This window comes from Agrobacterium sp. B1(2019), assembly GCF_008274755.1.
GTDB classification, from domain to species: domain Bacteria; phylum Pseudomonadota; class Alphaproteobacteria; order Rhizobiales; family Rhizobiaceae; genus Agrobacterium; species Agrobacterium salinitolerans.
Genome location: NZ_VTPB01000002.1, coordinates 881,299 through 904,735, shown reverse-complemented (window position 1 = coordinate 904,735; position 23,437 = coordinate 881,299). Strand labels below are relative to the sequence as shown.

24 protein-coding genes are annotated in these 23,437 nt (G+C 59.7%); 18 read left to right on the top strand and 6 right to left on the bottom strand.

Annotation, left to right across the window (positions count from 1 at the left end; all coding sequences use genetic code 11):
* Positions 1-7: 7 nt before the first annotated feature.
* Positions 8-2,317 (bottom strand): methyl-accepting chemotaxis protein, encoded by a 2,310-nt coding sequence (locus AGR1_RS18955; RefSeq protein WP_149147859.1) that lies wholly within the window; start codon positions 2,315-2,317, stop codon positions 8-10.
* A 248-nt stretch (positions 2,318-2,565) separates the two neighbouring features.
* Here AGR1_RS18955 and ruvC point away from each other — a divergent pair, with 248 nt between their 5' ends.
* From ruvC to glmM, 17 genes are all read left to right on the top strand, one after another.
* The gene (gene ruvC / locus AGR1_RS18950) at positions 2,566-3,078 is read left to right on the top strand and encodes a crossover junction endodeoxyribonuclease RuvC (RefSeq protein WP_149147858.1); all 513 of its coding nucleotides are present in this window, start codon (positions 2,566-2,568) and stop codon (positions 3,076-3,078) included.
* A 32-nt stretch (positions 3,079-3,110) separates the two neighbouring features.
* Positions 3,111-3,728: a Holliday junction branch migration protein RuvA gene (gene ruvA / locus AGR1_RS18945; RefSeq protein ID WP_080795022.1), complete on the top strand. Its 618-nt coding sequence runs from the start codon at positions 3,111-3,113 to the stop codon at positions 3,726-3,728.
* Between the two features lie 126 nt (positions 3,729-3,854).
* Positions 3,855-4,895 (top strand): Holliday junction branch migration DNA helicase RuvB, encoded by a 1,041-nt coding sequence (gene ruvB, locus AGR1_RS18940; protein WP_080795023.1) that lies wholly within the window; start codon positions 3,855-3,857, stop codon positions 4,893-4,895.
* Between the two features lie 52 nt (positions 4,896-4,947).
* The gene (locus AGR1_RS18935; protein ID WP_080796551.1) at positions 4,948-5,166 is read left to right on the top strand and encodes a DUF2945 domain-containing protein; all 219 of its coding nucleotides are present in this window, start codon (positions 4,948-4,950) and stop codon (positions 5,164-5,166) included.
* Positions 5,167-5,202: 36 nt separating this feature from the next.
* Entirely contained in the window at positions 5,203-5,784 is a 582-nt protein-coding gene (locus AGR1_RS18930) for a DinB family protein (RefSeq protein ID WP_149147857.1), read from the top strand.
* The gene (locus tag AGR1_RS18925; protein WP_080795026.1) at positions 5,781-6,305 is read left to right on the top strand and encodes an NUDIX hydrolase; all 525 of its coding nucleotides are present in this window, start codon (positions 5,781-5,783) and stop codon (positions 6,303-6,305) included. Before AGR1_RS18930 ends, AGR1_RS18925 begins: the two co-directional genes overlap by 4 nt.
* The gene (locus AGR1_RS18920; RefSeq protein WP_080795028.1) at positions 6,302-6,838 is read left to right on the top strand and encodes an NUDIX hydrolase; all 537 of its coding nucleotides are present in this window, start codon (positions 6,302-6,304) and stop codon (positions 6,836-6,838) included. The genes AGR1_RS18925 and AGR1_RS18920 overlap by 4 nt, the downstream gene beginning before the upstream one ends.
* Complete coding sequence (gene ybgC / locus AGR1_RS18915) at positions 6,835-7,275, top strand: tol-pal system-associated acyl-CoA thioesterase (protein ID WP_080795029.1); 441 nt, start codon at positions 6,835-6,837, stop codon at positions 7,273-7,275. The genes AGR1_RS18920 and ybgC overlap by 4 nt, the downstream gene beginning before the upstream one ends.
* 261 nt (positions 7,276-7,536) lie before the next feature.
* Positions 7,537-8,256: a protein TolQ gene (tolQ, locus tag AGR1_RS18910; RefSeq protein ID WP_080795030.1), complete on the top strand. Its 720-nt coding sequence runs from the start codon at positions 7,537-7,539 to the stop codon at positions 8,254-8,256.
* A 52-nt stretch (positions 8,257-8,308) separates the two neighbouring features.
* Positions 8,309-8,764 (top strand): protein TolR, encoded by a 456-nt coding sequence (gene tolR / locus AGR1_RS18905; protein ID WP_077985277.1) that lies wholly within the window; start codon positions 8,309-8,311, stop codon positions 8,762-8,764.
* 9 nt (positions 8,765-8,773) lie between these two features.
* Positions 8,774-9,943, top strand: a complete 1,170-nt coding sequence (locus AGR1_RS18900) for a hypothetical protein (protein WP_149147856.1) — start codon at positions 8,774-8,776, stop codon at positions 9,941-9,943.
* Positions 9,944-9,963: 20 nt separating this feature from the next.
* Positions 9,964-11,271: a Tol-Pal system beta propeller repeat protein TolB gene (gene tolB, locus AGR1_RS18895; RefSeq protein ID WP_077985354.1), complete on the top strand. Its 1,308-nt coding sequence runs from the start codon at positions 9,964-9,966 to the stop codon at positions 11,269-11,271.
* A gap of 208 nt (positions 11,272-11,479) precedes the next feature.
* Complete coding sequence (pal, locus tag AGR1_RS18890; RefSeq protein WP_077985275.1) at positions 11,480-12,013, top strand: peptidoglycan-associated lipoprotein Pal; 534 nt, start codon at positions 11,480-11,482, stop codon at positions 12,011-12,013.
* A gap of 158 nt (positions 12,014-12,171) precedes the next feature.
* Complete coding sequence (gene ybgF / locus AGR1_RS18885) at positions 12,172-13,176, top strand: tol-pal system protein YbgF (protein WP_162927587.1); 1,005 nt, start codon at positions 12,172-12,174, stop codon at positions 13,174-13,176.
* Positions 13,177-13,203: 27 nt separating this feature from the next.
* Positions 13,204-14,541 carry a tRNA lysidine(34) synthetase TilS gene (tilS, locus tag AGR1_RS18880; RefSeq protein WP_149147855.1) on the top strand — a complete coding sequence of 446 codons (1,338 nt, stop codon included), beginning with the start codon at positions 13,204-13,206 and terminating at the stop codon, positions 14,539-14,541.
* Positions 14,542-14,695: 154 nt separating this feature from the next.
* The gene (ftsH, locus tag AGR1_RS18875; protein WP_080795034.1) at positions 14,696-16,660 is read left to right on the top strand and encodes an ATP-dependent zinc metalloprotease FtsH; all 1,965 of its coding nucleotides are present in this window, start codon (positions 14,696-14,698) and stop codon (positions 16,658-16,660) included.
* A gap of 190 nt (positions 16,661-16,850) precedes the next feature.
* Positions 16,851-18,203, top strand: coding sequence for a phosphoglucosamine mutase (gene glmM, locus AGR1_RS18870; RefSeq protein ID WP_080795035.1), 1,353 nt, complete (start codon positions 16,851-16,853; stop codon positions 18,201-18,203).
* A gap of 7 nt (positions 18,204-18,210) precedes the next feature.
* Here the strand turns inward: glmM and AGR1_RS29640 are convergent, their stop codons facing one another.
* The 3 genes from AGR1_RS29640 to AGR1_RS18860 form a co-directional block, all read right to left on the bottom strand.
* Positions 18,211-18,441 carry a hypothetical protein gene (locus tag AGR1_RS29640; protein WP_187772248.1) on the bottom strand — a complete coding sequence of 77 codons (231 nt, stop codon included), beginning with the start codon at positions 18,439-18,441 and terminating at the stop codon, positions 18,211-18,213.
* A gap of 63 nt (positions 18,442-18,504) precedes the next feature.
* On the bottom strand, positions 18,505-19,785 hold the full coding sequence (locus AGR1_RS18865; protein ID WP_149147854.1) for a Zn-dependent hydrolase: 1,281 nt from the start codon (positions 19,783-19,785) through the stop codon (positions 18,505-18,507).
* 13 nt (positions 19,786-19,798) lie between these two features.
* Positions 19,799-20,641, bottom strand: coding sequence for a BtpA/SgcQ family protein (locus tag AGR1_RS18860; RefSeq protein WP_077985271.1), 843 nt, complete (start codon positions 20,639-20,641; stop codon positions 19,799-19,801).
* Between the two features lie 24 nt (positions 20,642-20,665).
* Here AGR1_RS18860 and AGR1_RS18855 point away from each other — a divergent pair, with 24 nt between their 5' ends.
* Positions 20,666-21,562, top strand: coding sequence for a ribokinase (locus AGR1_RS18855; RefSeq protein ID WP_149147853.1), 897 nt, complete (start codon positions 20,666-20,668; stop codon positions 21,560-21,562).
* Between the two features lie 9 nt (positions 21,563-21,571).
* On the opposite strand, the gene AGR1_RS18850 is transcribed toward AGR1_RS18855, so the two are convergent.
* Both AGR1_RS18850 and AGR1_RS18845 read right to left on the bottom strand, forming a co-directional pair.
* Positions 21,572-22,342: a glutamine amidotransferase gene (locus tag AGR1_RS18850; protein ID WP_149147852.1), complete on the bottom strand. Its 771-nt coding sequence runs from the start codon at positions 22,340-22,342 to the stop codon at positions 21,572-21,574.
* A 24-nt stretch (positions 22,343-22,366) separates the two neighbouring features.
* Positions 22,367-23,434 (bottom strand): phosphotriesterase, encoded by a 1,068-nt coding sequence (locus AGR1_RS18845; protein WP_149147851.1) that lies wholly within the window; start codon positions 23,432-23,434, stop codon positions 22,367-22,369.
* Positions 23,435-23,437 lie beyond the last annotated feature (3 nt).

The following is a 23,437-nucleotide window of genomic DNA, read 5'->3' as shown; positions in this document are numbered from 1 at the left end:
GCCTGTCTCAAACCGCCCGTCTGAATTGCCTGTTCGCGCGATGTCCAGTGGCCTCATTCTCCGGAGCCAACACGAACTGTCCGAGCCTGCCGTCCATTTCCCCCGCTTCGGAAGCGAGATTGTGAATGGCGGCCGTCGTCTCTTCCACCATCGCTGCGTTCTGCTGGGTCATGGTATCAAGGCTGGCCACGGTGCTGTTGATTTCAGAAAGCGTGTGCGCTTCCTCTCGGGTTGATTCCATGATCTCTTCAATACGCGTGCTGATGGTCTGCACGTGTTTGCCGATGCCGGTCAGCGAAGCACCTGCCTTTTCCACCAGCACCACGCCCGAGGAAACCTCGTCGGTGGAGCGCTTCAGCAGACTGGTGATTTCCTTTGCGGCGGCGGCCGAACGCTGCGCCAGTTCGCGCACTTCTTGGGCAACGACCGCAAAACCCTTGCCTGCGTCGCCTGCGCGCGCCGCCTCCACGCCGGCATTCAGCGCCAGAAGGTTGGTCTGGAAGGCGATTTCGTCGATAACGCCGATGATCTGGTTGATCTGGCGCGACGAGGTCTGGATCGCCTCCATGGCGGCGATTGTCTGCTCCATCACGTGGCTGGATGCCGTGGCCTCCGCACTGGCGTCGCGGGCGATCCGCGTTGCCTGCTCGGCGCGTTCGATCTGGTCGCGGACGGCTTCGGTGATCGCCTTGATAGCGCTTGCCGTTTCGGTGATGGAAGCTGCCTGCCGCTCGGTGCGTTCGGCGAGCTGGTCAGCGCCCACCCGCATTTCCTCGGAGCCGCCGCGAACGGCAGCGGAATTGCCGCCGATGGCCTGCATGGTTTCGCTGAGCCGGGAAAGCGCCGTGTTGAAGTTGTGGCGCAGGCTTTCCAGATCTTCGGGGAAGATGGTTTCGATACGATAGGCGAGGTTGCCGTTCGCCAGCCGGTCTAGCCCCTCATCCAGGGAATGCACGACCATCTGTAGGGTGCCTGCCTCGGCCTCACGCTCGGCAAGATGCGCGCGCCGGGCCGTTTCGGCTTCCTCCCGCGTGCGCGAAGCAGTCTCTTCCATTTCCCGTTGAAGGATGAGTTTTTCACGGAAGCTGCCGAGCGCTCGTGCCATACGGCCAATCTCGTCCTTCCGGTCCTGATTGCCGATTTCGGCATCGAGACGGCCCGCTGCCACTTCGCCGGTCAATCCTGCAAGTTTTTCCAGCGGTGCGAACAGGCGTCGCGCGAAAAAGGCCGTCGCGGCGCACATAGCCGCCAGAACGCAAAGGCCGATCATGGCAAGCGTGCCGGCAATCGAAACCGAGCCCGCATTCAATTCACTGCGCAGCATGCTTTCCACCGCGAGATATTTTTCCCCGGCGAAAGAGAAGGGGCGGGCATAGGCATTGGCCTCGCCATCGGCACGGTCGATCTTGGCAATCGTCATGCCCGTCGTATTCAGCGCCTGCCCATGGAAACCATAGATTGCCGGATCGAGGCCGACCAGCCTGTTGCCCTCCACGCCGATAACCTTGCCATCGGCGGACACGATTGCGGATTGTTCGGAACTGCCGGCCGTCACACCCTTCGTGAGGATCTGGCTGAAGACCTCTTCCTTGACCCGGAAGAGAACGACGCCCTTGAACGCGCCGAATTTGACGACCGGAACGCCGAAATAAACGCCGGCCTCTTTCGTGGCCGCATCGATGCGCAGGCCGGAGAAGCTGGTCTGTGCCATGTCGTTCACGGCCTTTTCGGCATTCGCAGCGCCGCGTGTGAAGGCCGCGCCGAGGCCGCTTTCCGCCCAGGCGTCGCCTTTGACGGTTTCCCCGAAGGCCGGTCCCTTCAGGTAGGAATAATAGACCGTGCCGGCCGGATCGATGAAGAGGACGTCGCTGAACGGCGTTCCCTGCAAATAACCGCCAATATCCGTCTGGGTCTTCTCGTGGGTCGAATAATAAAAGCCGCTCGGGCTTTCCGGCTTGATCAGCTTTTCCTTTTCGTTGAAGCGGTTTTCTTTGACGAAGACGCGCTGCAGTTCCGCCTTCGCGTCGCCGGAGTTCTTCTGCACGGTCGCCCAGCCGCTGCGCATGGAAACAACGGCCATCTGCAGCGATTCGATCTTGGCGATGGAATCCGCCTGTGTTTTCAGCTGCTCAAGTCGCTCCTGGAGCATGTCGCCACGAAAGACGAGAATGCTCTCCATGGATTTCGACGCCTGTTCTTCGAGAACGCCGCTGCTGCTCTGATAGCCGAGAAGTGTCAGAGCCCCGGTCGAGATCGCCATAAGCGCCAGGAAAATCGCCAGCACTTTGGTGGATATGGAATGAAAACGGTTCAACATGGCCGATGCAGCCCTCAATGCCGGATCAGTTCCCGCGCCATGCATGCATGGCGCCATCGGACGGCTGATATGGCGAACATAGTGCGCTGCGGATCGTCATGTCCGCAGCTCCCCTTTTTTGATTTTGTGGGGGAACAATGCGACACGCGGTTTAAGCAGAGGTAAATGCTGCACTGCAAATTTGATGAATGTTGTCGTTTTGTTCACTTATGGCTGGCAGGGTCGCAGCCGGAAAGATAAGGTGCCTCATGCAACAGACGATTCGAATCATCGGTATTGACCCCGGATTAAGGCGCACCGGCTGGGGGGTGATCGACACCCTCGGCAACAGCCTGCGGTTTGTCGCCTCCGGCACGGTGACGTCGGACGGTGATTTGGATCTGGCCTCTAGGCTCTGCCAGCTGCATGACGGGCTGGCGGATATCGTGCACAGCCATCAGCCCGACGAGGCGGCGGTGGAGCAGACTTTCGTGAACAAGGATGCGGTTGCGACCCTGAAACTCGGTCAGGCGCGCGGCATCGCCATGCTGGTTCCGGCACGCGCTGGATTGCCGGTCTTCGAATATGCGCCGAACGCGGTCAAGAAGGCCGTCATCGGCGTCGGGCACGGCGAAAAGCAGCAAATTCACATGATGCTGAAAATCCTGATGCCGAAGGCCGAATTCAAGGGTAACGATGCGGCGGACGCGCTCGCCATCGCCATCTGCCACGCTCATAATCGCGGCGGTGACAGGATGCGGCGACTGCTGGCGGCCGGTTGAATATTTAAAGTCTCATTGCAGCGGGCGGCATCATGATCGGAAAACTGAAGGGCAGCATCGAGGAAATCGGCACGGATTACGTGCTGGTGGACGTGCACGGCGTCTGTTACGTCGCTTATTGTTCGGCACGCACCCTGTCGAAAATCGGCTCTGCCGGAGAGGCGGTGGTGCTCTTCATCGAAACCTATGTGCGTGAGGACCAGCTGAAGCTTTTCGGCTTTCTTTCGGCGCTGGAGCGGGAATGGTTCAACCTCCTGCAGAGCGTGCAGGGGGTTGGCTCGAAAGTGGCCTTGGCCGTCCTTTCCACGCTCTCGCCTTCCGAACTCGCCAATGCCATCGCGCTGCAGGACAAAACGATGATCTCACGCGCACCGGGCGTCGGGCCGAAGGTGGCGGTGCGTCTTGTGACTGAGCTTCGCAACAAGGCACCTGCCTTCGCAGGAGAAGCTTCCGCCTCGATCGGCCTCAAGCAGGAGCTTGGTGAGGGTGTCGCATCTGCGCCGGTTGCGGATGCCGTCTCCGCGCTTACCAATCTCGGCTATTCGCGTGACCAGGCCGCCAATGCGGTTGCCGCCGCGCTGAAGAACGGCGGTGAGGGCGGCGACAGCGCCAAGCTAATCCGGCTCGGGCTGAAAGAGCTTTCGCGGTAAGGACGCCCGTCAAGCGGATATGGAGCCCGGTCTATCCTGAATTTCGTGAAGCGCTTTGAAGCGATAGTCGTGATATAGGGGCGACGACCACCTGATGAATTCGGTTAGAACAATGGAATGCCCTGAATGAGCGATGCGGAGAGACTGATCACCCCCGAAAAGCGCGGTGAGGACATCGACACCACCTTGCGTCCGCAATCGCTGGACGATTTTACCGGCCAGGCGGAGGCCCGCGCCAATCTCAAGGTATTTATCGAGGCGGCCAAGAACCGTGGCGAAGCGCTGGATCATGTGCTGTTCGTCGGCCCGCCCGGGCTCGGCAAGACCACGCTGGCGCAGATCATGGCCAAGGAACTTGGCGTCAACTTCAAATCCACCTCCGGGCCTGTCATCGCCAAAGCGGGCGATCTCGCCGCACTTCTCACCAATCTGGAAGAGCGCGATGTGCTCTTCATCGATGAAATCCACCGCCTCAATCCGGCGGTGGAAGAAATCCTTTATCCTGCCATGGAGGATTTCCAGCTCGACCTCATCATCGGGGAAGGACCGGCGGCGCGCTCGGTGAAGATTGATCTCTCCAAATTCACCCTTGTGGCCGCGACGACCCGTCTGGGGCTTTTGACGACGCCGCTGCGCGACCGTTTCGGAATTCCCGTCCGGTTGGCTTTCTATACCGTCGATGAGCTGGAACTGATCGTCCGGCGCGGCGCGCGGCTGATGGGGCTGAACATGACCGACGAGGGCGCGCGCGAGGTCGCAAGGCGCGCTCGCGGCACGCCGCGTATCGCCGGGCGGCTATTGCGCCGCGTGCGCGATTTCGCGGAGGTGGCGCGGGCGGAAGCCGTCACCCGCGAGATCGCCGACGAGGCTTTGACCCGGCTTCTGGTCGACAATATGGGTCTCGATCAGCTGGACATGCGGTATCTCACCATGATCGCCGTCAATTTCGGCGGAGGCCCGGTTGGCATCGAAACCATCGCCGCGGGCCTTTCGGAACCGCGCGATGCCATCGAGGACATTATCGAGCCCTATATGATCCAGCAGGGCTTCATCCAGCGCACGCCGCGCGGCCGCATTCTGACAGGCACGGCCTGGAAACATTTGGGCATGCAGCCGCCAAAGGATCTCGAGGCGGCGCAGTTCCGGCTGACACTGGAAGATGATTGAGGGAACAAAACAGACTTGCCGGCCTTGTTTCGTCTTTGAAACGGAGATGATCATGTCGGCATATCGCAAGGGTACGAAGGTTCGCTGGAAATGGGGTAATGGAACCGGCGAAGGAAAAATCGTCGAGACCTTCACGGAAGATGTGGAGAAGACGATTTCTGGTTCCAAGATAAAACGCAAGGCAAGCAAGGACGAACCCGCCTATCTCATCGAACAGAACGATGGTGCGAAGGTTCTCAAGAGCAAATCCGAGCTTGAACACGCCGATTGAAAGGCGCAGCGTCAGGCGTCACAGGAAAGGACGCCCATGCATTACGATCCGTTGCGTGTCTTCCGCAAACTCGCTCGCAACAACCGCCTGGCCAATTTCAGGCTGCATCACGCGTGTCTTCAGCTTCCGCAGGATGATTTCGTCGCGCACCGAGTCAGTTTCTTCCCGACGCTCAGGGCAACGCTCAATCATATCTACATTGTCGATCGGTTTTATATCGACGCCCTCAAGGGCGGCACGCTTGGCTATGCCGCTTTTGTCGAGGAGGAACCCTTTGCCACCATGGTGGCGCTGCACGAGGCCCAGGTTGCGCTTGATGAGGTTTTGATCGCCTTTGTCGATGGGCTCGACGAAGGCGGTCTTGCTGCGATTGTTGATATCCATCGGGGCACGCGTATTCAGCAGGATCGCTGCGACGATGTCCTGTCACATCTCTTCCAGCATCAGACTCACCACCGCGGGCAAGCGCATGCGATGTTGTCGGGAACAACTATCAAGCCGCCGCAACTGGATGAATTCATTGTGGGGGATGACGCAAAGGCGAGAAAAGAAGAGATGGATGCGCTAGGGTGGACGGAAAACGATTTGATGTTTCCAGCCCACAGGCCAGCACCATGACGCACGATACCAAGCAGGACACCCGCATCCGCATCAAATTCAAGCCGAAGCGCATTTTCCAGATGCGGGTCGCGGGACTGGCGTTTCGCGATGGCCATGTGCTCGTGCACCGGGCGTCGCACGAAAAATTCTGGACCTTTCCGGGCGGCCGCGCCGAAATGGGCGAACGCTCCGAGGAAACGCTGGCGCGCGAAATGGTGGAAGAGCTTGGCGTTGAGGCCAAGGTCGGACGCCTTCTCTGGGCGGTCGAGAATTTTTTCCACTATGAGGGCAAGGACTGGCACGAACTCGGTTTTTATTACCTGATGGATTTGCCGCAGACGCTGGCCTTCCATCCCACAGATATCATTCACCGCGTTCAGGATGGCGACAACGAACTGGAATTCCGCTGGGTCGCCGCAACCCGGCAGGCATTGACGGCGCTTGATATTCCGCCGTATTTCATCGCCGACGAAATAGAGCACCTGCCGAAGGCCACAAGGCACCTCGTCTGGCATGACGGCGATCTGGACGACAAATGACCTCTGCCCCCGAACGCCACATGATCCGGCTGGACCGCAAGCCGCAGCTTTTCAGCATGCGGGTTGCGGCGCTGATCTTTCAGAACGATCATCTTCTCGTCCAGCGTGGGCCGAAGGACAGTTACTGGGCCTTGCCCGGCGGGCGCGCGGAAATCGGCGAGAGTTCCGAACAAACCATCATCCGCGAGATTGGCGAGGAGCTTGGCCGGGATTGTTCGGTCGAGCGTCTTCTCTGGTCCGTCGAGAATTTTTTCGCCTATGACGGTTATGCCGCGCATGAGCTGGGATTTTATTATCTCATTTCGCTTCGCCAGCCTTTGCCGTTCCATGAAAGCGATATCGTGCACCGGGTGCTGGATGGCGTCGAGGTGGAATTCCGCTGGCTGCCTGCGCAAGTTTCCGCCTTGCTGAGGAACGATCTGAGACCCCGTTTCATCGCTGAGCGGATCGAGGCGCTTCCTTTGCGCCACGAGCATCTTATCGTGCGTGAAGGTCGAGCCGATGCGGCCGAAATTCTCAAGGAGACAGTATGAGCGAGCTTATGGTTTCGCTTTCCGGTGAACTCATCGAACATGGGCACCGCCTGACCCAGCGGGTCTATTATGAGGATACGGATTTCTCCGGCCTCGTTTACCACGCCCGTTATCTGCATTTTCTCGAGCGCGGACGCACCGATTACCTGCGGTGCCTCGGCTGCGAACAAAGCGCGCTTCTGACCGCCGACGAGGAGGGTCTGGTCTTCGTCGTTCACCGCATGGAGATCGATTTCAAGAGCCCGGCGCGGATGGATGACGCCTTGACCATCACCACCATCACCGAAAAGGCGGGCGGTGCGAAAATGGTGCTCAATCAGGAAATCCGGCGCGGCGAAACGCTGCTTGTCGCCGCCAAGGTCATCATCGCCGTCATCAATGCCAATGGTCGGCCGAGGCGCCTTCCGGAAACTGTGGCGGAAAAATTCCTGAAGTAATCGGCGGCCCGGTCCAGTAAACTCGTGCGGCGTGGCCCGGCTGTAACACTCCTTTAACCATAATGGTGTCTTACTTTAGCAACTGGTATTTGTGCGGCGCACGCCTTCCTTTCACCAAATTTATTGGCAAGTAAGGCTTACGGGCAAGTATCGGGGTATGGCTAAGGGGTTGGCGGCTGCGACCGCATAGCTTCGAGCGTTAACACGCGTTTGAATCGCCCGGTCCCGTACCGGGCGTTTGGATTCGGGGATTGGATATTTATGGAACAGGCAGGTTTGGCAGCGGCGACGCACGATGTAAGTCTCTGGGCGCTGTTTATGCAGGCGGGCCTCATCGTGAAGCTCGTGATGATCGGACTTATCGCCGCCTCGGTCTGGACGTGGGCGATCGTCTTCGACAAGTATGTGAGCTTCGGTAAGGCAAAACGCCAGTTCGACCAGTTCGAACAGGTGTTCTGGTCGGGCCAGTCGCTCGAAGAGCTTTATCGCACGCTGGCGGAACGCCAGAACGGCGGTCTTGCGGCGATTTTCGTTTCCGCCATGCGCGAATGGAAGAAATCCTTCGAGCGCGGCGCACGTTCGCCCATCGGTCTGCAGATGCGTATCGACCGGGCGATGGACGTGACCATGGCGCGTGAAAGCGAACAATACGAGGCGCGCCTCGGTTCGCTCGCCACCATCGGTTCGGCCGGTCCCTTCATCGGTCTCTTCGGTACGGTTGTGGGTATCATGACCTCGTTCCAGGCGATTGCCGGTTCGAAGTCCACCAACCTTGCGGTCGTGGCACCGGGTATCGCCGAAGCGCTTCTGGCGACGGCTATCGGTCTTGTCGCGGCTATTCCCGCGGTTATCGCCTACAACAAGTTCACGGCCGACGCGCATAAGCTTTCCGCCCGCATGGAAGGTTTTGCCGACGAGTTCTCCGCGATCCTGTCGCGCCAGATCGATGAAAAACTTCAGACGCGGCAGGCCGCCCAATAAGCGGCCGCATGCTGTGCAGTAATTTGCCGCAAGGCAAAATGGAGTAGATGATATGGGTATGTCAGCAGGTGGCGGCGGCGGTTCCGGTGGACGCAGGGGGCGCGGCGGACGACGCAGGGGCGGCGCGATCAGCGAGATCAACGTGACGCCGCTGGTCGACGTCATGCTCGTGCTGCTCATCATCTTTATGGTGGCGGCGCCGATGATGACCGTCGGCGTGCCGATCGACCTGCCGCAGACATCCGCCAATGCGCTGAACTCGGACACGCAGCCGATCACCATTTCCGTCAACGCCAATGGCCAGATCCATTTGCAGGAAACCGAAATCCAGGCGGCTGAAGTGGCAGACAAGCTGCAGGCGATTGCCACGACAGGTTATAATGAACGCATCTTCGTGCGTGCGGATTCCGTTGCCGCTTACGGCGTCGTTGCCGATGTGATGGCGCGTATCCAGGCGGCGGGCTTCAAGAATATCGGCCTTGTGACCCAGCAGAAACAGGACAATTGACGTAAAGCGATGAAGGGCAGCCTTACCACATCCGCGATCGTGCACGCGTCGCTTCTGGCTTTCGCCCTTGTTTCCCTGGGCTCGCCGGAGCCGCTCGACGTGTCGCAGGCCGAGGCCTTGCCGGTGGAACTGGTGCCTATCGAGGAACTGAGCCAGATCCAGCAGGGCGACAAGAACGCGCCGAAAGCGGAAAAGTCAGCCCCGGTGCCGACTACGCGGCCGGATATTGTCGAGAACGCCCAGAATGTCGGCAACAACACGGCCGATATCGAAGCGCCGCCGACCCCGACCACCAAGCCCAACGACAATCTCAGCGCCGCCGCTCCGCCAAAGCAGCAAAAGCCGCAACCCGTCGTCGATACCAAGGCGAACGAGGTAAAGGAAATCGTCAAGGAAGAAACCTCGGCTCCGAAGCCGCAGGAAATGGCCGCCTTGCCGCAAACCAAGCCCGAGATCGCACCGCAGCCGAAGACGGAACCGCCGCCTCAGGAAACCAAGGCCGAAGAGCCGCCGCCCGCGCAGCAGGAACCGGCCGAAATCCCCGTGCCGCAGAACGTTCCTCGCCCGAATTCCCGCCCCGAGCCGCCGAAGCCGGAAGAGCCGAAGCAGGCTGAGACCAAGCCCGCAGAGCAGAAGCCCGCTGAAAAACCGGCCGAGACCAAGCCCGATCAGGCGAAGTCCACTGACAAGCCTTCCGACAAGAAACCCGGCGAGAAGAAGCAGGAGACTGCGAAATCGGCCTCTTCGAAGGAAAGCGATTTTAACGCTGACGATATCGCCGCGCTTTTGAACAAGCAGGCGCCTTCGGGCGGCGGCGCCAAGCGTTCCACCCAACAGGCCTCGCTTGGCGGCAAGAAGACGACGGGCGGTTCGACGCTCAGCCAGACGGAAATGGATGCGCTGCGCGGCGCGATCCAGAAGAACTGGCAGATCATTCCCGGCATGGCGGATGCCTCGGACGTTCGCGTCCGGGTCACCATGAAGCTCGACCGTGATGGGTCGATCATCGGTCGGCCCGAGATCGAGGCGACCGGCGGTTCCGAAGGGACGCGCCGTGCTCTTTCCGGCGGAGCGTATCGCGCCATCATGCGTTCGGCTCCTTTCACGAACCTTCCTGCCGATAAATATGACGCATGGAACGAAGTTGTCGTGAACTTCGATCCCAGTGAATTGCTATGAATGCTGAAAGGCCTGGCAACATGAAGATATTTTCGCCGATCCGGCTGGTGCTCGCTGTCGCGGCCCTCATGTCGGTTTTCTCCGCACCGGCTTTTGCGCGGGTGGAAATCAACATCAACAAGGGCAATGTCGAGCCGCTGCCCATCGCCATCACCGACTTCATGTCGAGCGACGGCATCGGCGCACAGGTTTCCGCGGTGATTGCCGCCGACCTGCAGCGTTCCGGCCTATTCGCGCCGGTCAACAAAAACGCCTTCATCGAAAAGATCAGCAATCCGGATCAGCAGCCGCGTTTCGAGGACTGGAAGGTCATCAACGCCCAGGCGCTCGTGACCGGTCGTGTCACGCGTGAAAGTGATGGCCGCCTGCGCGCCGAATTCCGCCTGTGGGATACGTTCGCGGGCCAGCAGATGACTGGCCAGCAGTTCTTCACCCAGCCGGAAAATTGGCGGCGCGTCGCCCACATCATCGCCGACGCCATCTATGAGCGCATCACCGGTGAAAAGGGCTATTTCGATACCCGCGTCGTTTTCGTCTCTGAAAGCGGCCCGAAGACGGCCCGCAAGCGCCAGCTGTCGATCATGGATCAGGACGGTTTCAACGTCCGCAACCTCACCAATTCGAACGATATCGTTCTGACGCCACGTTTTTCGCCGAACCGTCAGGAAGTGACCTACATGTCCTTCGAAGGCCAGCAGCCGCGCGTTTACCTGCTGCAGCTGGAAACCGGACAGCGTGAAGTTGTCGGCAATTTCCCCGGCATGACCTTCTCGCCGCGCTTTTCGCCGGATGGCCAGAAAGTTATCATGAGCCTGCAGCAGGATGGCAACGCCAATATCTACACCATGGACCTGCGCTCGCGCACCACGACGCGGCTGACGAATACAGCCGCTATCGATACCGCGCCGTCCTATTCGCCGGATGGTCAGCGGGTTGCCTTCGAAAGCGACCGTGGCGGTCGCCAGCAGATCTACATCATGAATGCCGATGGTTCCGGCCAACAGCGCGTTTCCTTTGGCGACGGTTCCTATTCCACGCCGGTATGGTCTCCGCGCGGCGATCTGATCGCCTTCACCAAGCAGTCGGGCGGCAAGTTTTCGATCGGCGTGATGAAGCCCGACGGTTCGGGCGAGCGCATCCTGACCAGCGGCTTCCACAATGAAGGTCCGACCTGGGCGCCCAACGGCCGCGTGCTGATGTTCTTCCGTCAGAACGCCGGCGCGGGCGGTCCGCAGCTCTATTCGATCGACCTGACGGGCTATAACGAACAGCTCATCAAGACGCCGACTTTCGCTTCGGATCCGGCATGGTCGCCGCTTCTGGACTGATATGACTGCCATGACGGCGTCGGTATGAACCGGCGCCGTCATGTTTTACTTGATACGATGGGGAAGTGCGCCTCTTTCTTGCCGCAAAGTGTTGTGAGGGAGCAAAAGGTGGACATTTCCTTTCTGTTAACCATAAGCGTTTGCCGGCTATTAACCGCGATCAGTTAGTCTCCGGCAACGTTATTGAAATCCTAAGGAGAGACCGGCGATGAGCCGTACACACATTTCGGCACTCAGCCCCATGCAGAAACTGGCCCGTAACCCGGCTGTCATCGCCATGACGCTCGCGCTTGCTCTCGCAGGCTGCGCGAACAAGAAGAACATGCCGAACAGCGCCGGTGAACTCGGCCTCGGTGGCGCGGGCTCCGCAACGCCGGGCTCCCAGCAGGACTTCACGGTCAATGTCGGCGACCGCATCTTCTTCGACACCGACTCGACCTCGATCCGCGCTGACGCCCAGCAGACCCTGCAGCGCCAGGCTCAGTGGCTCGCCCGGTATCCGAACTACGCCATCACCGTTGAAGGCCATGCGGACGAACGCGGCACGCGCGAATACAACCTGGCGCTGGGTGCTCGTCGTGCGGCTGCAACCCGCGACTTCCTGGCTTCCCAGGGCGTTCCGGCCAGCCGCATGAAGACCATCTCCTACGGCAAGGAAAAGCCGGTCGCCGTTTGCGACGACATTTCCTGCTGGTCGCAGAACCGCCGCGCCGTGACGGTGCTCGGTGGCGCGGGCATGTGAGTGCCTGACGTTATTGTGATCTTGAATGAAAGGCGGTCTTTGGGCCGCCTTTTGTTTTTTTCATAGTTTGGCCGAAGTTAAGTTGCTTTTTCGGTTGATATGGAAAAAATCCGGCTTGCGCCATTCCGGTGCAAATCAGTTAAGGCAGGACGAATGAGATGAAGAAACTTGTCGTGGCGGGAATGCTGGGGCTTGCAGCCTGCACCGGCTTGAGCGGCGTCGCCGTTTCGGGTCCGCTGTTCGGTGCGGGAGGTAGCTTCGGCACGATCAACTCTCAGCAGCCCCCGGTCGTCCGGGTTCAAGCCAATGAAGCCTATCGGGTTCAGCAGCTTGAAGAACAGATCCGGCAGCTTAACGGCCGTATCGAGGAAATGAGCTTCCAGCTTCTGCAGATGCAGGAGACGATCCGCAAAGCGCAGGAAGACAATGAGTTCCGCTTCCAGGAACTGGAAAGCGGCAAGGGTGCAAGCCCGACCGCTGCGCCGAAAAAGAAGGCTGAAGCCAGTCCGGTCAATCCGGCCACGCCGCCGACCGACGACGTTGCAACGATCATCGAAACGCCACCCGAGGGTGGCGCTTCCGTTTCTCCGTCTGTCCCCTCCAGTGCCCCGACAGGCGCGCCGGGTGAGACGACGCTCGGCTCGATTGAACTCGATTCCAAGGGAATGCCGGTTGGCGGCACGTTGAATCAGGGTGCTAACAATTCCTCCGCCAGCCTTCCTGGCGTCAACACGGGCAATAGCCAGCGCAAGACCGATCCGGTGAATACGGCCGCGCTTACCAGTGAAGGCGATATCTATCAGGCCGCTTACGGCCATGTTCTTTCGGGTGACTACAAGCTGGCGGAACAGGGGTTCCAGCAATATCTGCAGGGTTATCCCAAGGGCGCGAAGGCCGCGGATGCGAGCTTCTGGCTGGGCGAGGCGCAATATTCCCAGGGCAAATTCAATGAGGCCGCAAAAACCTTTTTGAACGGCCACCAGGCCTACGGCAAATCTCCGAAGGCGCCGGAAATGCTGATGAAGCTCGGCATGTCGCTCGCTGCCCTCGACAATACCGAAACCGCCTGCGCCACGCTGCGCGAAGTGCCGAAGCGTTATCCCAGTGCCTCGAAGACCGTGCTGAACAAGGTTGCCAGCGAACAGAAGCGCCTGAGCTGCTGATTTTTCCCTGCCATGGCGGGTATTTCCATGCCGGTTGATGCCTGCATTCTGAGCGAAAAGACTGTTGCGCCGCTCGCGGCGGCGAGGTCTTTCGTCAAAAATCTGCACACGCCCGCCCATATCCTTGTCGCAATCTCTGGAGGCAGTGATTCCTGCGGCCTGTTGCTGGCATTGCATGAGGCAGCGGCGGAGATGGGTCACGAACGGTTGCGCCTTTCCGCCGTCACGGTCGACCACGCCCTAAGAGCGGAATCCGCCGATGAGGCGCGCAAAGTGGCGACGCTCTGCGCCGAACTTGGCATCCCCCATTTCATCCGCCGATGGGAGGGCGACAAACCGGTCTCCGGCCTTTCCGAAGCCTCCCGGCTTGCCCGCTACCGCCTGATTGCCGCGGTCGCCCGCGAGACCGGCGCTGATCTTGTCGTGACGGGACATACAATCGGCGACCAGCGGGAAACCGTGGCGATGCGCGCCGCCCGGAACGGCGGTTCTGACAATCTTGGTCTCTCCGGCATGGCGGATGCGGTCTTATACGATGGCCGTCACTGGGTCATGCGGCCGTTCCTGAGGTGTGAGAGGCAGGCGATCCGCGACTATGTGTCTTCCCGCTCACGCGACTGGTTTGACGATCCGAGCAATGAGAACACCCGCTATGAAAGAGTACGTGTACGGCAGACGCTTCTCGTCTCTCCCATCCGGATTGATGCGGAAAGCTCTTTCAAAAGGCAGGCGCTTTCCGAAACAACGGCCGCTTTCCTGCGCGGCCACACACAGGTCTTTCATGCTGCGCTCGCCAGATTGGCCGGCGATGGTGTCAATCCCGATCTTCCCGAGTTCCGGCATGGGCTGGCGACACTGATCGCAACCCTTGGCGGAAGGGCATATTTTCCGGCCGCAAGCAGCTTCGAGCGCGTTTTGCGGTTTCTCAATAGGGCTGAAAACGGGCGGTTGACGGTTGGTCGCGTCCTGCTCGATCGCCGGCGGGACGGGCTTTATATGTTCCGCGAGCAGCGAAACCTGCCAGAGCTTCATATTGGCGCATACGAACAGATGCTGTGGGACGATCGCTTCTTCGTAAAGAACGGATCGGCTTTTCCAGTGTATGTCAAAGCGTGCAGGGCCAGGGATACTGCGGAAGCCGCCGCACTTTTTCCGTCAGTACCTGTTGGCGTGGCGAAACAGGCAATGGCGGGCCTGCCGCAAATTGCCGCAGCGGCCAACGGGCCGGTTTCGTGGGTGGAGACCGTCACCATCACGCCGAGGCTTGCGCCTTTCGATCTTTTCCTGCCACGTTTCGACCTTGAGTTGGCGAACGCAATCGCCAATTTATTCGGGCGCGCCGCATATCCACAGCCCCCGGTTTAAATCGGGCCTCTTTTTCGTGAATTGCCATGGAATAGTTTTTACACCAAAACGCATCAGAAAATGCGCTTTGCCTTGGCAACGGCATATGTCGTCCTTATGTTAGGGGCACATAATGACGGGCAGCAGATATGTCCGTGTGAGTTCGGGGAGTTCGATGAACCCAAATTTCAGAAATTTCGCCTTGTGGGCCGTGATCGCCCTCTTGCTGATCGCGTTGTTCAGCATGTTCCAGACGTCGCCGACGCAAACGGGTTCGCGGGAAATTCCGTATTCCCAGTTTCTTCGCGATGTGGATTCCGGGCGAGTTCGCGACGTGACCGTCACCGGTAACCGGGTTCTTGGAACCTACACCGAAAACGGCACGGCCTTTCAGACCTATTCCCCCGTCATCGACGACAGCCTGATGGAGCGCTTGCAGAGCAAGAACGTTACCATCGTGGCGCGTCCCGAAAGTGATGGTTCCTCCGGTTTCCTGAGCTATCTCGGCACGCTTCTGCCGATGTTCCTCATTCTTGGTGTCTGGCTGTTCTTCATGCGGCAGATGCAGGGCGGTTCGCGTGGTGCGATGGGCTTTGGCAAGTCCAAGGCCAAGCTCCTGACGGAAGCCCATGGCCGCGTAACGTTTGATGACGTTGCGGGCGTGGACGAAGCCAAGCAGGACCTCGAGGAAATCGTTGAATTCCTGCGCGATCCTCAGAAGTTCCAGCGCCTCGGCGGTAAAATTCCGCGCGGCGTGCTGCTTGTTGGTCCTCCCGGCACGGGTAAGACGCTTCTGGCGCGTTCCGTCGCGGGCGAAGCCAACGTACCGTTCTTCACGATTTCGGGTTCGGATTTCGTGGAAATGTTTGTCGGCGTCGGCGCAAGCCGTGTGCGCGACATGTTCGAACAGGCCAAGAAGAATGCGCCCTGCATCATCTTCATCGACGAAATCGACGCCGTCGGCCGCCATCGCGGCGCGGGCCTCGGCGGCGGTAACGACGAGCGCGAACAGACGCTGAACCAGCTGCTGGTCGAGATGGATGGCTTCGAGGCGAATGAAGGCATCATCCTCATCGCCGCCACCAACCGCCCTGACGTTCTCGACCCCGCACTTCTGCGTCCCGGCCGTTTCGACCGTCAGGTCGTCGTGCCGAACCCGGATATTGTCGGCCGCGAGCGCATTCTTAAGGTGCATATCCGCAACGTGCCGCTGGCGCCGAATGTCGACCTCAAGGTTCTGGCCCGCGGTACCCCCGGTTTCTCGGGTGCGGACCTGATGAACCTCGTCAACGAAGCCGCCCTCATGGCTGCCCGTCGCAACAAGCGCGTCGTCACCATGCAGGAATTCGAAGACGCCAAGGACAAGATCATGATGGGTGCGGAGCGCCGCTCCTCCGCCATGACCGAGGCCGAAAAGAAGCTGACCGCCTATCACGAAGCGGGCCATGCCATCACCGCACTGAAGGTTGCCGTGGCCGATCCGTTGCACAAGGCGACGATCATCCCGCGCGGCCGTGCGCTCGGCATGGTCATGCAGCTGCCGGAAGGCGACCGCTATTCCATGAGCTACAAGTGGATGGTGTCGCGTCTCGTCATCATGATGGGTGGCCGCGTTGCCGAGGAATTGACTTTCGGCAAGGAGAACATCACATCGGGCGCATCTTCCGATATCGAGCAGGCCACCAAGCTTGCCCGCGCCATGGTCACGCAATGGGGCTTCTCCGATGCTCTCGGCCAGGTGTCCTATGGTGAAAATCAGCAGGAAGTCTTCCTCGGCCATTCCGTCTCGCAGTCGAAGAACGTCTCCGAGGCGACGGCCCAGACCATCGATACGGAAGTTCGCCGCCTGATCGACGAGGCTTACACGGAAGCACGGCGTATCCTGACAGACAACCACGATGGCTTTGTCGCTATTGCCGAGGGTCTTCTCGAATATGAGACCCTGACGGGTGATGAGATCAAGGCGCTGCTGAGGGGTGAAAAGCCCGCGCGCGATCTGGGTGACGATTCTCCCGGCAGCCGTGGTTCGGCGGTGCCGAAAGCCGGCGCCAAGAAGGACGGCCCCAGTGAAGTGAAGGGTGACGGCGAAGCCAAGGGCGACGGCGAGGCCGACGGCGGCATGGAGCCGCAGCCGCATTGATCGTGCGCGCAAGCTGAGAATTGTAAAAGGCCATCCGGGTTTCCGGGTGGCCTTTTCATTTTGGTAACAAGATATAAGCCATTTTTGCGGTAATTTACGTGCTGTTTATCTTGGTTTGTGGCATCTAGCCAAAAACGCTTCCGGCTGTTTTCAGCTTTTGCCGGGATGCTGGAAAAGATTTGGAGTTCAAATGGCACGCCGTTATTTCGGAACCGATGGTATCCGCGGACAATCGAACGTATTCCCCATGACGCCTGATCTGGCGATGCGTGTGGGCATTGCGGTTGGGACGATATTCCGTCGTGGCCATCACCGCCATCGCGTCGTCATCGGCAAGGATACGCGCCTTTCCGGCTACATGCTGGAGAACGCCCTGGTCGCCGGTTTCACCGCCGCCGGTCTCGATGTCTTCCTGCTCGGGCCCATTCCCACACCGGCCGTCGCCATGCTGACCCGTTCGCTGCGCGCCGATATCGGTGTGATGATCTCGGCCTCGCACAATCCGTTCTCCGACAACGGCATCAAGCTTTTCGGACCGGATGGCTACAAGCTCTCCGATGAGCTGGAACTGGAGATAGAGGATATTCTCGACAAGGATATCTACGCGCAGCTTGCCAAGCCGAGCGAGATCGGCCGTGCCAAGCGTGTGGACGGCGACATTTATCGTTATATCGAATTCGTCAAGCGCACCCTGCCGCGCGATGTGACGCTGAGCGGTCTGCGGATCGCCATCGACTGCGCCAATGGCGCGGCCTACAAGGTGGCGCCCGCTGCGCTCTGGGAACTCGGCGCGGAAGTCGTCACTATCGGCAATGAGCCGAACGGCATCAATATCAATCTCGAATGCGGCTCCACCCATCCTGAAGCGCTGCAGAAGAAGGTGCACGAGGTGCGGGCCGATATCGGCATCGCGCTCGATGGCGATGCGGACCGCGTCATCATCGTCGACGAGCGCGGCGAGATCGTCGACGGCGATCAGCTCATGGCTGTCATCGCCGATAGCTGGGCTGCCGACAACACGCTGCGTGGCGGCGGCATTGTCGCGACCGTCATGTCTAACCTCGGGCTGGAACGCTTTCTGGGCGACAAGGGCCTTACCCTTGCCCGCACCAAAGTGGGCGACCGTTATGTCGTTGAGCACATGCGCAACCACAATTTCAACGTCGGCGGCGAGCAGTCCGGCCATATCGTCCTGTCGGACTATGGCACGACGGGCGATGGCCTTGTCGCGGCCTTGCAGGTTCTCGCCAAGGTCAAGCGCTCGGGCCGCACGGTCAGCGAAGTCTGCCGCAAGTTCGAGCCTGTGCCGCAGCTTTTGAAGAATGTGCGGATTTCCGGCGGCAAACCGCTCGAAAACCCTGTTGTGCAGCAGGCAATTGCGGATGCGGAAAGCGCATTGGCCAATAATGGCCGTCTCGTCATTCGACCTTCGGGTACGGAACCGCTGATCCGCGTCATGGCGGAAGGCGACGACAGCGCGAAGGTGGAACAGATCGTCAACGATCTCGTCGGCGTTATCGCCAACGCCCGCTCGGCGGCGTAAACGTCCGCTATGGTAACGTGTAAAAAAGCCGGCTCTGCAGCCGGCTTTTTATTTGGGTATTTGTTGATAAATGGAGTGGACGGTCGTGGTTGTCACCGAAGCGATGGACTGTCTGAATAGATTCGAAGTTCGTTGCCGCCTTCGGCCTGCCGCCATAGATACCGGGACGGCGCTTGTAGCCAATCTGCGCCTTGACCTCGGCGAGCCGGATCAGACGGCAACGCGGTTCGGCCAGCACATCTCTCCTGATTTTCTCGGCCTAGTCGTTGCCCTTGGCGTTTGAGGCAGCGAACTGATCGGGTCATGTGCGCGCATCCTGCCCTGGGTCTTCGAAGGTGACCAATGGCAGGATTTGAAGAACCGAAGCTAAAAGCATGTCGCATCCCGCCATGCTATGTTCAGGTTCAACATGTTCTGCCTCGTTATGACTGAGACCATCGCGGCAAGGAACAAAAATCATGGCTGATGGGGCGACCCTGTTCATAAAAAGTGCATCGTGAAATGCGCCCGACAACATGCGTTCGGTCGGAAAACCGCGCTCCCGCGCAGCGCGGTCCAATGCCGAGACGATGCTATCCTGGAAATTCGCGGGTGACATGTCGAATATCTGTTCAATCTTCGCGTCGCACTTTTGGCCCGTCGCAGCTTCGTGCACGATCGCGCGGATTTTGCTCTCCATCTTGGCGAGCGTTTCTGATGATGGATGCCTGATATCGACGGTAAAAGTCACGGATTGTGGAATGGCATTGACGGCGCCAGGTTGCAACGCCATTCGGCCGACGGTGAACCGGGCCGCAGGATCCTGCGGCATCATGGCGGGGAAAAGCGATCCCAGTGCATTGACCGCAGCATGAAAGGGATCGCGTCTGTATGCCAGGGCTGTTGTGCCTGCATGGGCGGTTTGGCCGGTGATTGACACCTTCAGCCAGCGTGTGCCCTGTATACCCGTCACAATCCCGATGGGAATGCCCTGTTTTTCAAGGGATGGACCCTGCTCTATATGCACCTCGACAAAAGCAAAAACCGGAAAACCAAGATCGCGCATGGTCGCTTCCGGCAGGCTTTTCAGGGTGGCGTCAAGCTCACCTGCAAAACCGGCGCCGTCATCCGTTGCCACAAGATGAAGCCAGTTGTCGGGGATATTACCGGAAGCAAAAGCCATGGAACCCATGCAGCCGGGAGCGAAGCGGCAGCCCTCCTCATTGGTGAAGGCGACCACCTCAATGGGGCGCTCCGTATCGATCCTGAAATCTTCGAGCGTTTCGAGAACCTCGAATGCCGAAAGCGTTCCCAGCGCTCCATCAAACCGGCCGCCTGACGGTTGGCTATCCAGATGGCTGCCGATCAGAAGCGGTGCAAGGCTCTCGTCGCGGCCACTCCTGCGAATGAAAAGATTGGCAAGGGGATCCTGAAACACGGAAAACCCCCGATCAATGGCGAGTTTCGCCAGCAGTCGTCTCGCCTCACGATCCAGTCCGGTCAATGCCTGCCGGTTGACGCCGCCCTTTTCAGTCGCGCCGATCGCCGCAAATCGATCAAGATTTGCCAGCAGTCTCTCGCCGTTGATCGAAAGTTTTGCCATTGCTGTCTCCTTTTCAGCCATCGAGGCCGCTCTGAGCCGCTGCAACGAAAGAACGTACCCGGGACAGTTCGACCGGGTTCCACCAGACACCGCCTTCCTTCAGCGATGAGGCCACTATCACGCCGCTGGTGCGTTTGAGGATGTCGACGATATTGCCTTCATTGACGCCCGACCCGACCAGCAGCGGCAAATGTGTTGCCGCACCGATTTCCTCAATTTCTTCCAGGGTCGCGCTGTTGCCGGTGCGCTGGCCCGTGGCGATGACGCCGTCGGCGTCGAAGAAGGCAAGGTCGCGCGTCAGCTCATCAATGCTACGATCCGCCGTGATGGCGTGGGCGCCATGCTTGACATGGCTGTCGGCAAAAACCTTGATATGCTCGGCCCGCAGCAACGAACGGTAGCGCATCGCCTCGGCTGCGCGCCCCTCCATGAAACCCTCATTGGCCACATAGGCATTGGCCCATTGATTGACGCGGATGAACTTTGCCCCGCCCGCCATGGCGATGGCGAAGGCAGGAATGGGGGCATTGGCCAGCACGTTGACGCCAACGGGAACGCCGGCGGCGCGAACGATACGGTCTGTCACCACGCTCATGAAAGCCGAGGTTTCCGGCCCGATATCGTCGGGCTTGGAAAACGGCACGTCGCCATGGTTTTCGATCATCAGACCGTGCATGCCACCTTCGACAAGCCGTTCGGCATCGCGCATGCACGCATCGTAGATGGCATCCATGCTCGCGTTGCGATAACGCGGCGCTCCGGGAAAGGCCGGGCAATGGATCATGCCGATCAGCGCCTTGCTTCGACCGAAAATTTCCTTGATAGCATTGGCCGCATTGTCGGATATGGTCTGCATTTCAGTCCCTTTCGAAAGTTCTCCATGCGCACCTTTGTTATCGGCAATATCGCACTTGATGAAACCTATTCCATTGCCGCACTGCCGGAGGCAGGCGCTTCAATCTTCGGCGAGCAGGCCTCGCGCAGTCTCGGTGGCAAAGGCTGCAACCAGGCCATCGTTCTTTCACGTTGCGGTGTCGAAACCACGCTGGTTGCCGCCGTCGGCAGGGACGACCGCGCCATTGCAATCGAAAAAGCGCTCAGCCGTGAGCGCCTGACACCAAAACTCATTCCCGTCGACAGCACCAGTAGCGATATTTCCATCATTCTCACGACCCCGGACGGCGAAAACTCGATCATCACCACCCGGTCGGCAGCCGCAGCGCTTGATAAAGACGCGGCCCTGGAGGCACTCGGTGATGCCGTATCGGGTGACCTCGTTGTCCTGCAGGGCAATCTATCGGAAGAAACAACCCTCGCCATTCTCCATGCGGCGAGATCAAAGGGGCTGACAACTGCCTTCAATCCTTCGCCCCTGCAACCCTGGTTCGCAAGCGTCCTGTCGCTCATCGACATCGCCGTCCTCAATCGCATCGAGGCAGAGGCGCTATCAGGCGAGAGTGGCGCTGCGGCCGGCGCTTTTCTGCTGCGGGCCGGCGTCGGCCTCGTTGTCGTCACACTTGGCGGACAGGGTTGCGTGCTCGTGTCTGCCAATGGCGCTATCGAGGTGCCGGCCGTGCCCGCGACGATCGTCGACACCACGGGTGCCGGCGATTGCTTCACGGGTGTCGCGCTCGCGTCCGCCACGCGTCGCGGCGTCGCCGTGGATGCGCGCGCCCTTGAGGATGCCGCGAGGGCCGCAGCCATCACGGTCGGCCGCCGTGGCACGCAGGATGCCTTTCCCAGCCATGAAGAACTGATGACCATCCTGCGGGCTTGAGCCTGCCGATCACGGCTTTTCCGTCAGCCAGCCGAGAATGTTCTTCCACAGGCGCCCATAGCCGTCCCATTCGCAGAAGGCGGGAGAGAGCCAGTGCGGGCCGATGTCCGAGGTCCATGCAGCCGTGCGGCCCTGGCCGAAACGTCCGGTGACGAGTAGCGGATGGGAACCCTGATCTTCCGGCAGACGGGCAACCACCTCGACATCGGGGCGGTCACGCACCTCGACCTCGTTCACCCCCAGTAGAAGCGGCCATTCGCCGGAAAGGCCTGCGACGGTCGGATGGTCGGGTTTAAGAATATCGGCTGTCGAGCCCTCCGGAATTTCCACACGGTCGTCCCACGGAAGGCAGGTAACGGGAAGGGTGTCTTCCACCGGCGTGCGGCGCCAGCGCGCCTTGCCGTCGATGCCCTGGAAGGAAAAATAGCCGCCGACCATCAGCAGGCCGCCGCCCTTTTCTACCCATGCCTTGATGAGCTTCAACCGGTTCGGCACGGTCTTGGATTGCAGCCAGACGGCCGGCGGCAGCAGGAGAGAATTCGCACCGATATCCGAGAGGATGATGACGTCATACGCGTCTAGCCCCGCCATCTCGAAGGGGAACTTTTCCACCGCATCATGGGCTGTCATGTAAGTCAGCTCATATTCGCTGCCGTCTAGCGCTTTCACCAGCGGCTCGGCACCGAGGTGAAACGTCACGCTGCCAAATTGATCGAAGCCCTTGTAGTGGGTGGCGGAGCTGACCCAGCTTTCACCGACGAGGAGCACTTTTTTTGTCATGATCTTTCCATTTCCATAGTTTCGTCAGGTCTTAGCCTGGAAGACCGAGCGCGGATTATCCCGCATGAGGGTTTGAAGGGTGGCGTCGTCGAGCCCGTGCCGCTTCAGACGCGGCAGAAAGTGTTTGAGAATATAGGCGTAGCCATTGCCGCCATACCGCGTCAGCATCATTTTCAGGAAGACGTCGTGGGAAAGCAGAATGCGGTCGAGGTAACCGCCCTCCGCCAGCGTGACAATCGAACGGGCGGCATCCTCGTCGCTGGGGCACTGCACCTGCTGGTCGGCATAGAAAAAATCCATGCCGATCATGTCATATTCGATAAAGGCGCCGCGGCCTGCGAGTTCGCTCTGGTAGGTAATATCCGCGTGGGAAGGGTTCATATGGCAAAGAACGGTGTGGTTCAGATCCGCACCTTGCTCCGCGACGATGTCGAGAACCTTATGCCCCAGCCGCAGCCATCCCGGCAGATGAACCATCAGGGGCAGGCCGGTGCGAACATGCGCCTGCGCCGCTCCCCGCAGGGATTTCTCCTCTGCTGCCGTGAAATCCGCGGAAACACCGATTTCGCCGATCAGGCCGATGCGGACATCGGTCCCATCGACACCGTGGAGCGCCTCGTGCACGATCTCGTCGGCTATGGCTTCGACCGTCAGCCCGGCCACCTTTTCGGGGTGAGAGGACGCAAGGTAATAACCCGCCCCCATGACGATATTGAGCCGGGTTGCCTCTGAAATCCTGCGCAGCGCCAAGGGATTTCTGCCGATACCCTGACAGGTCGGCTCAACAACCGTCCGTCCACCGGCCGTGGCGAAATCCTTCAGTTCCGCAATCGCCAGCGGTTCGTCGTCAAGCGTGATATTGTGCTTGTTGACGAAGGGATCCTGACGCAGCTCACCGAGGATTTCCATGCAGACGAATCCCTCGGCAAGATATTGCCGCTCCGGTATCTTGGGGGCGTGCCACCAGCAACGGCAATCGTTGAGGATGTGCTCGTGCATCAGCGTGACGCCGAGTTGATCCACAGCGATTGCGCCGCGCACGGTCATGACCTTTCCCGACCGGATATGTCCTTCAGACAGTTCCGAGTTCATCGC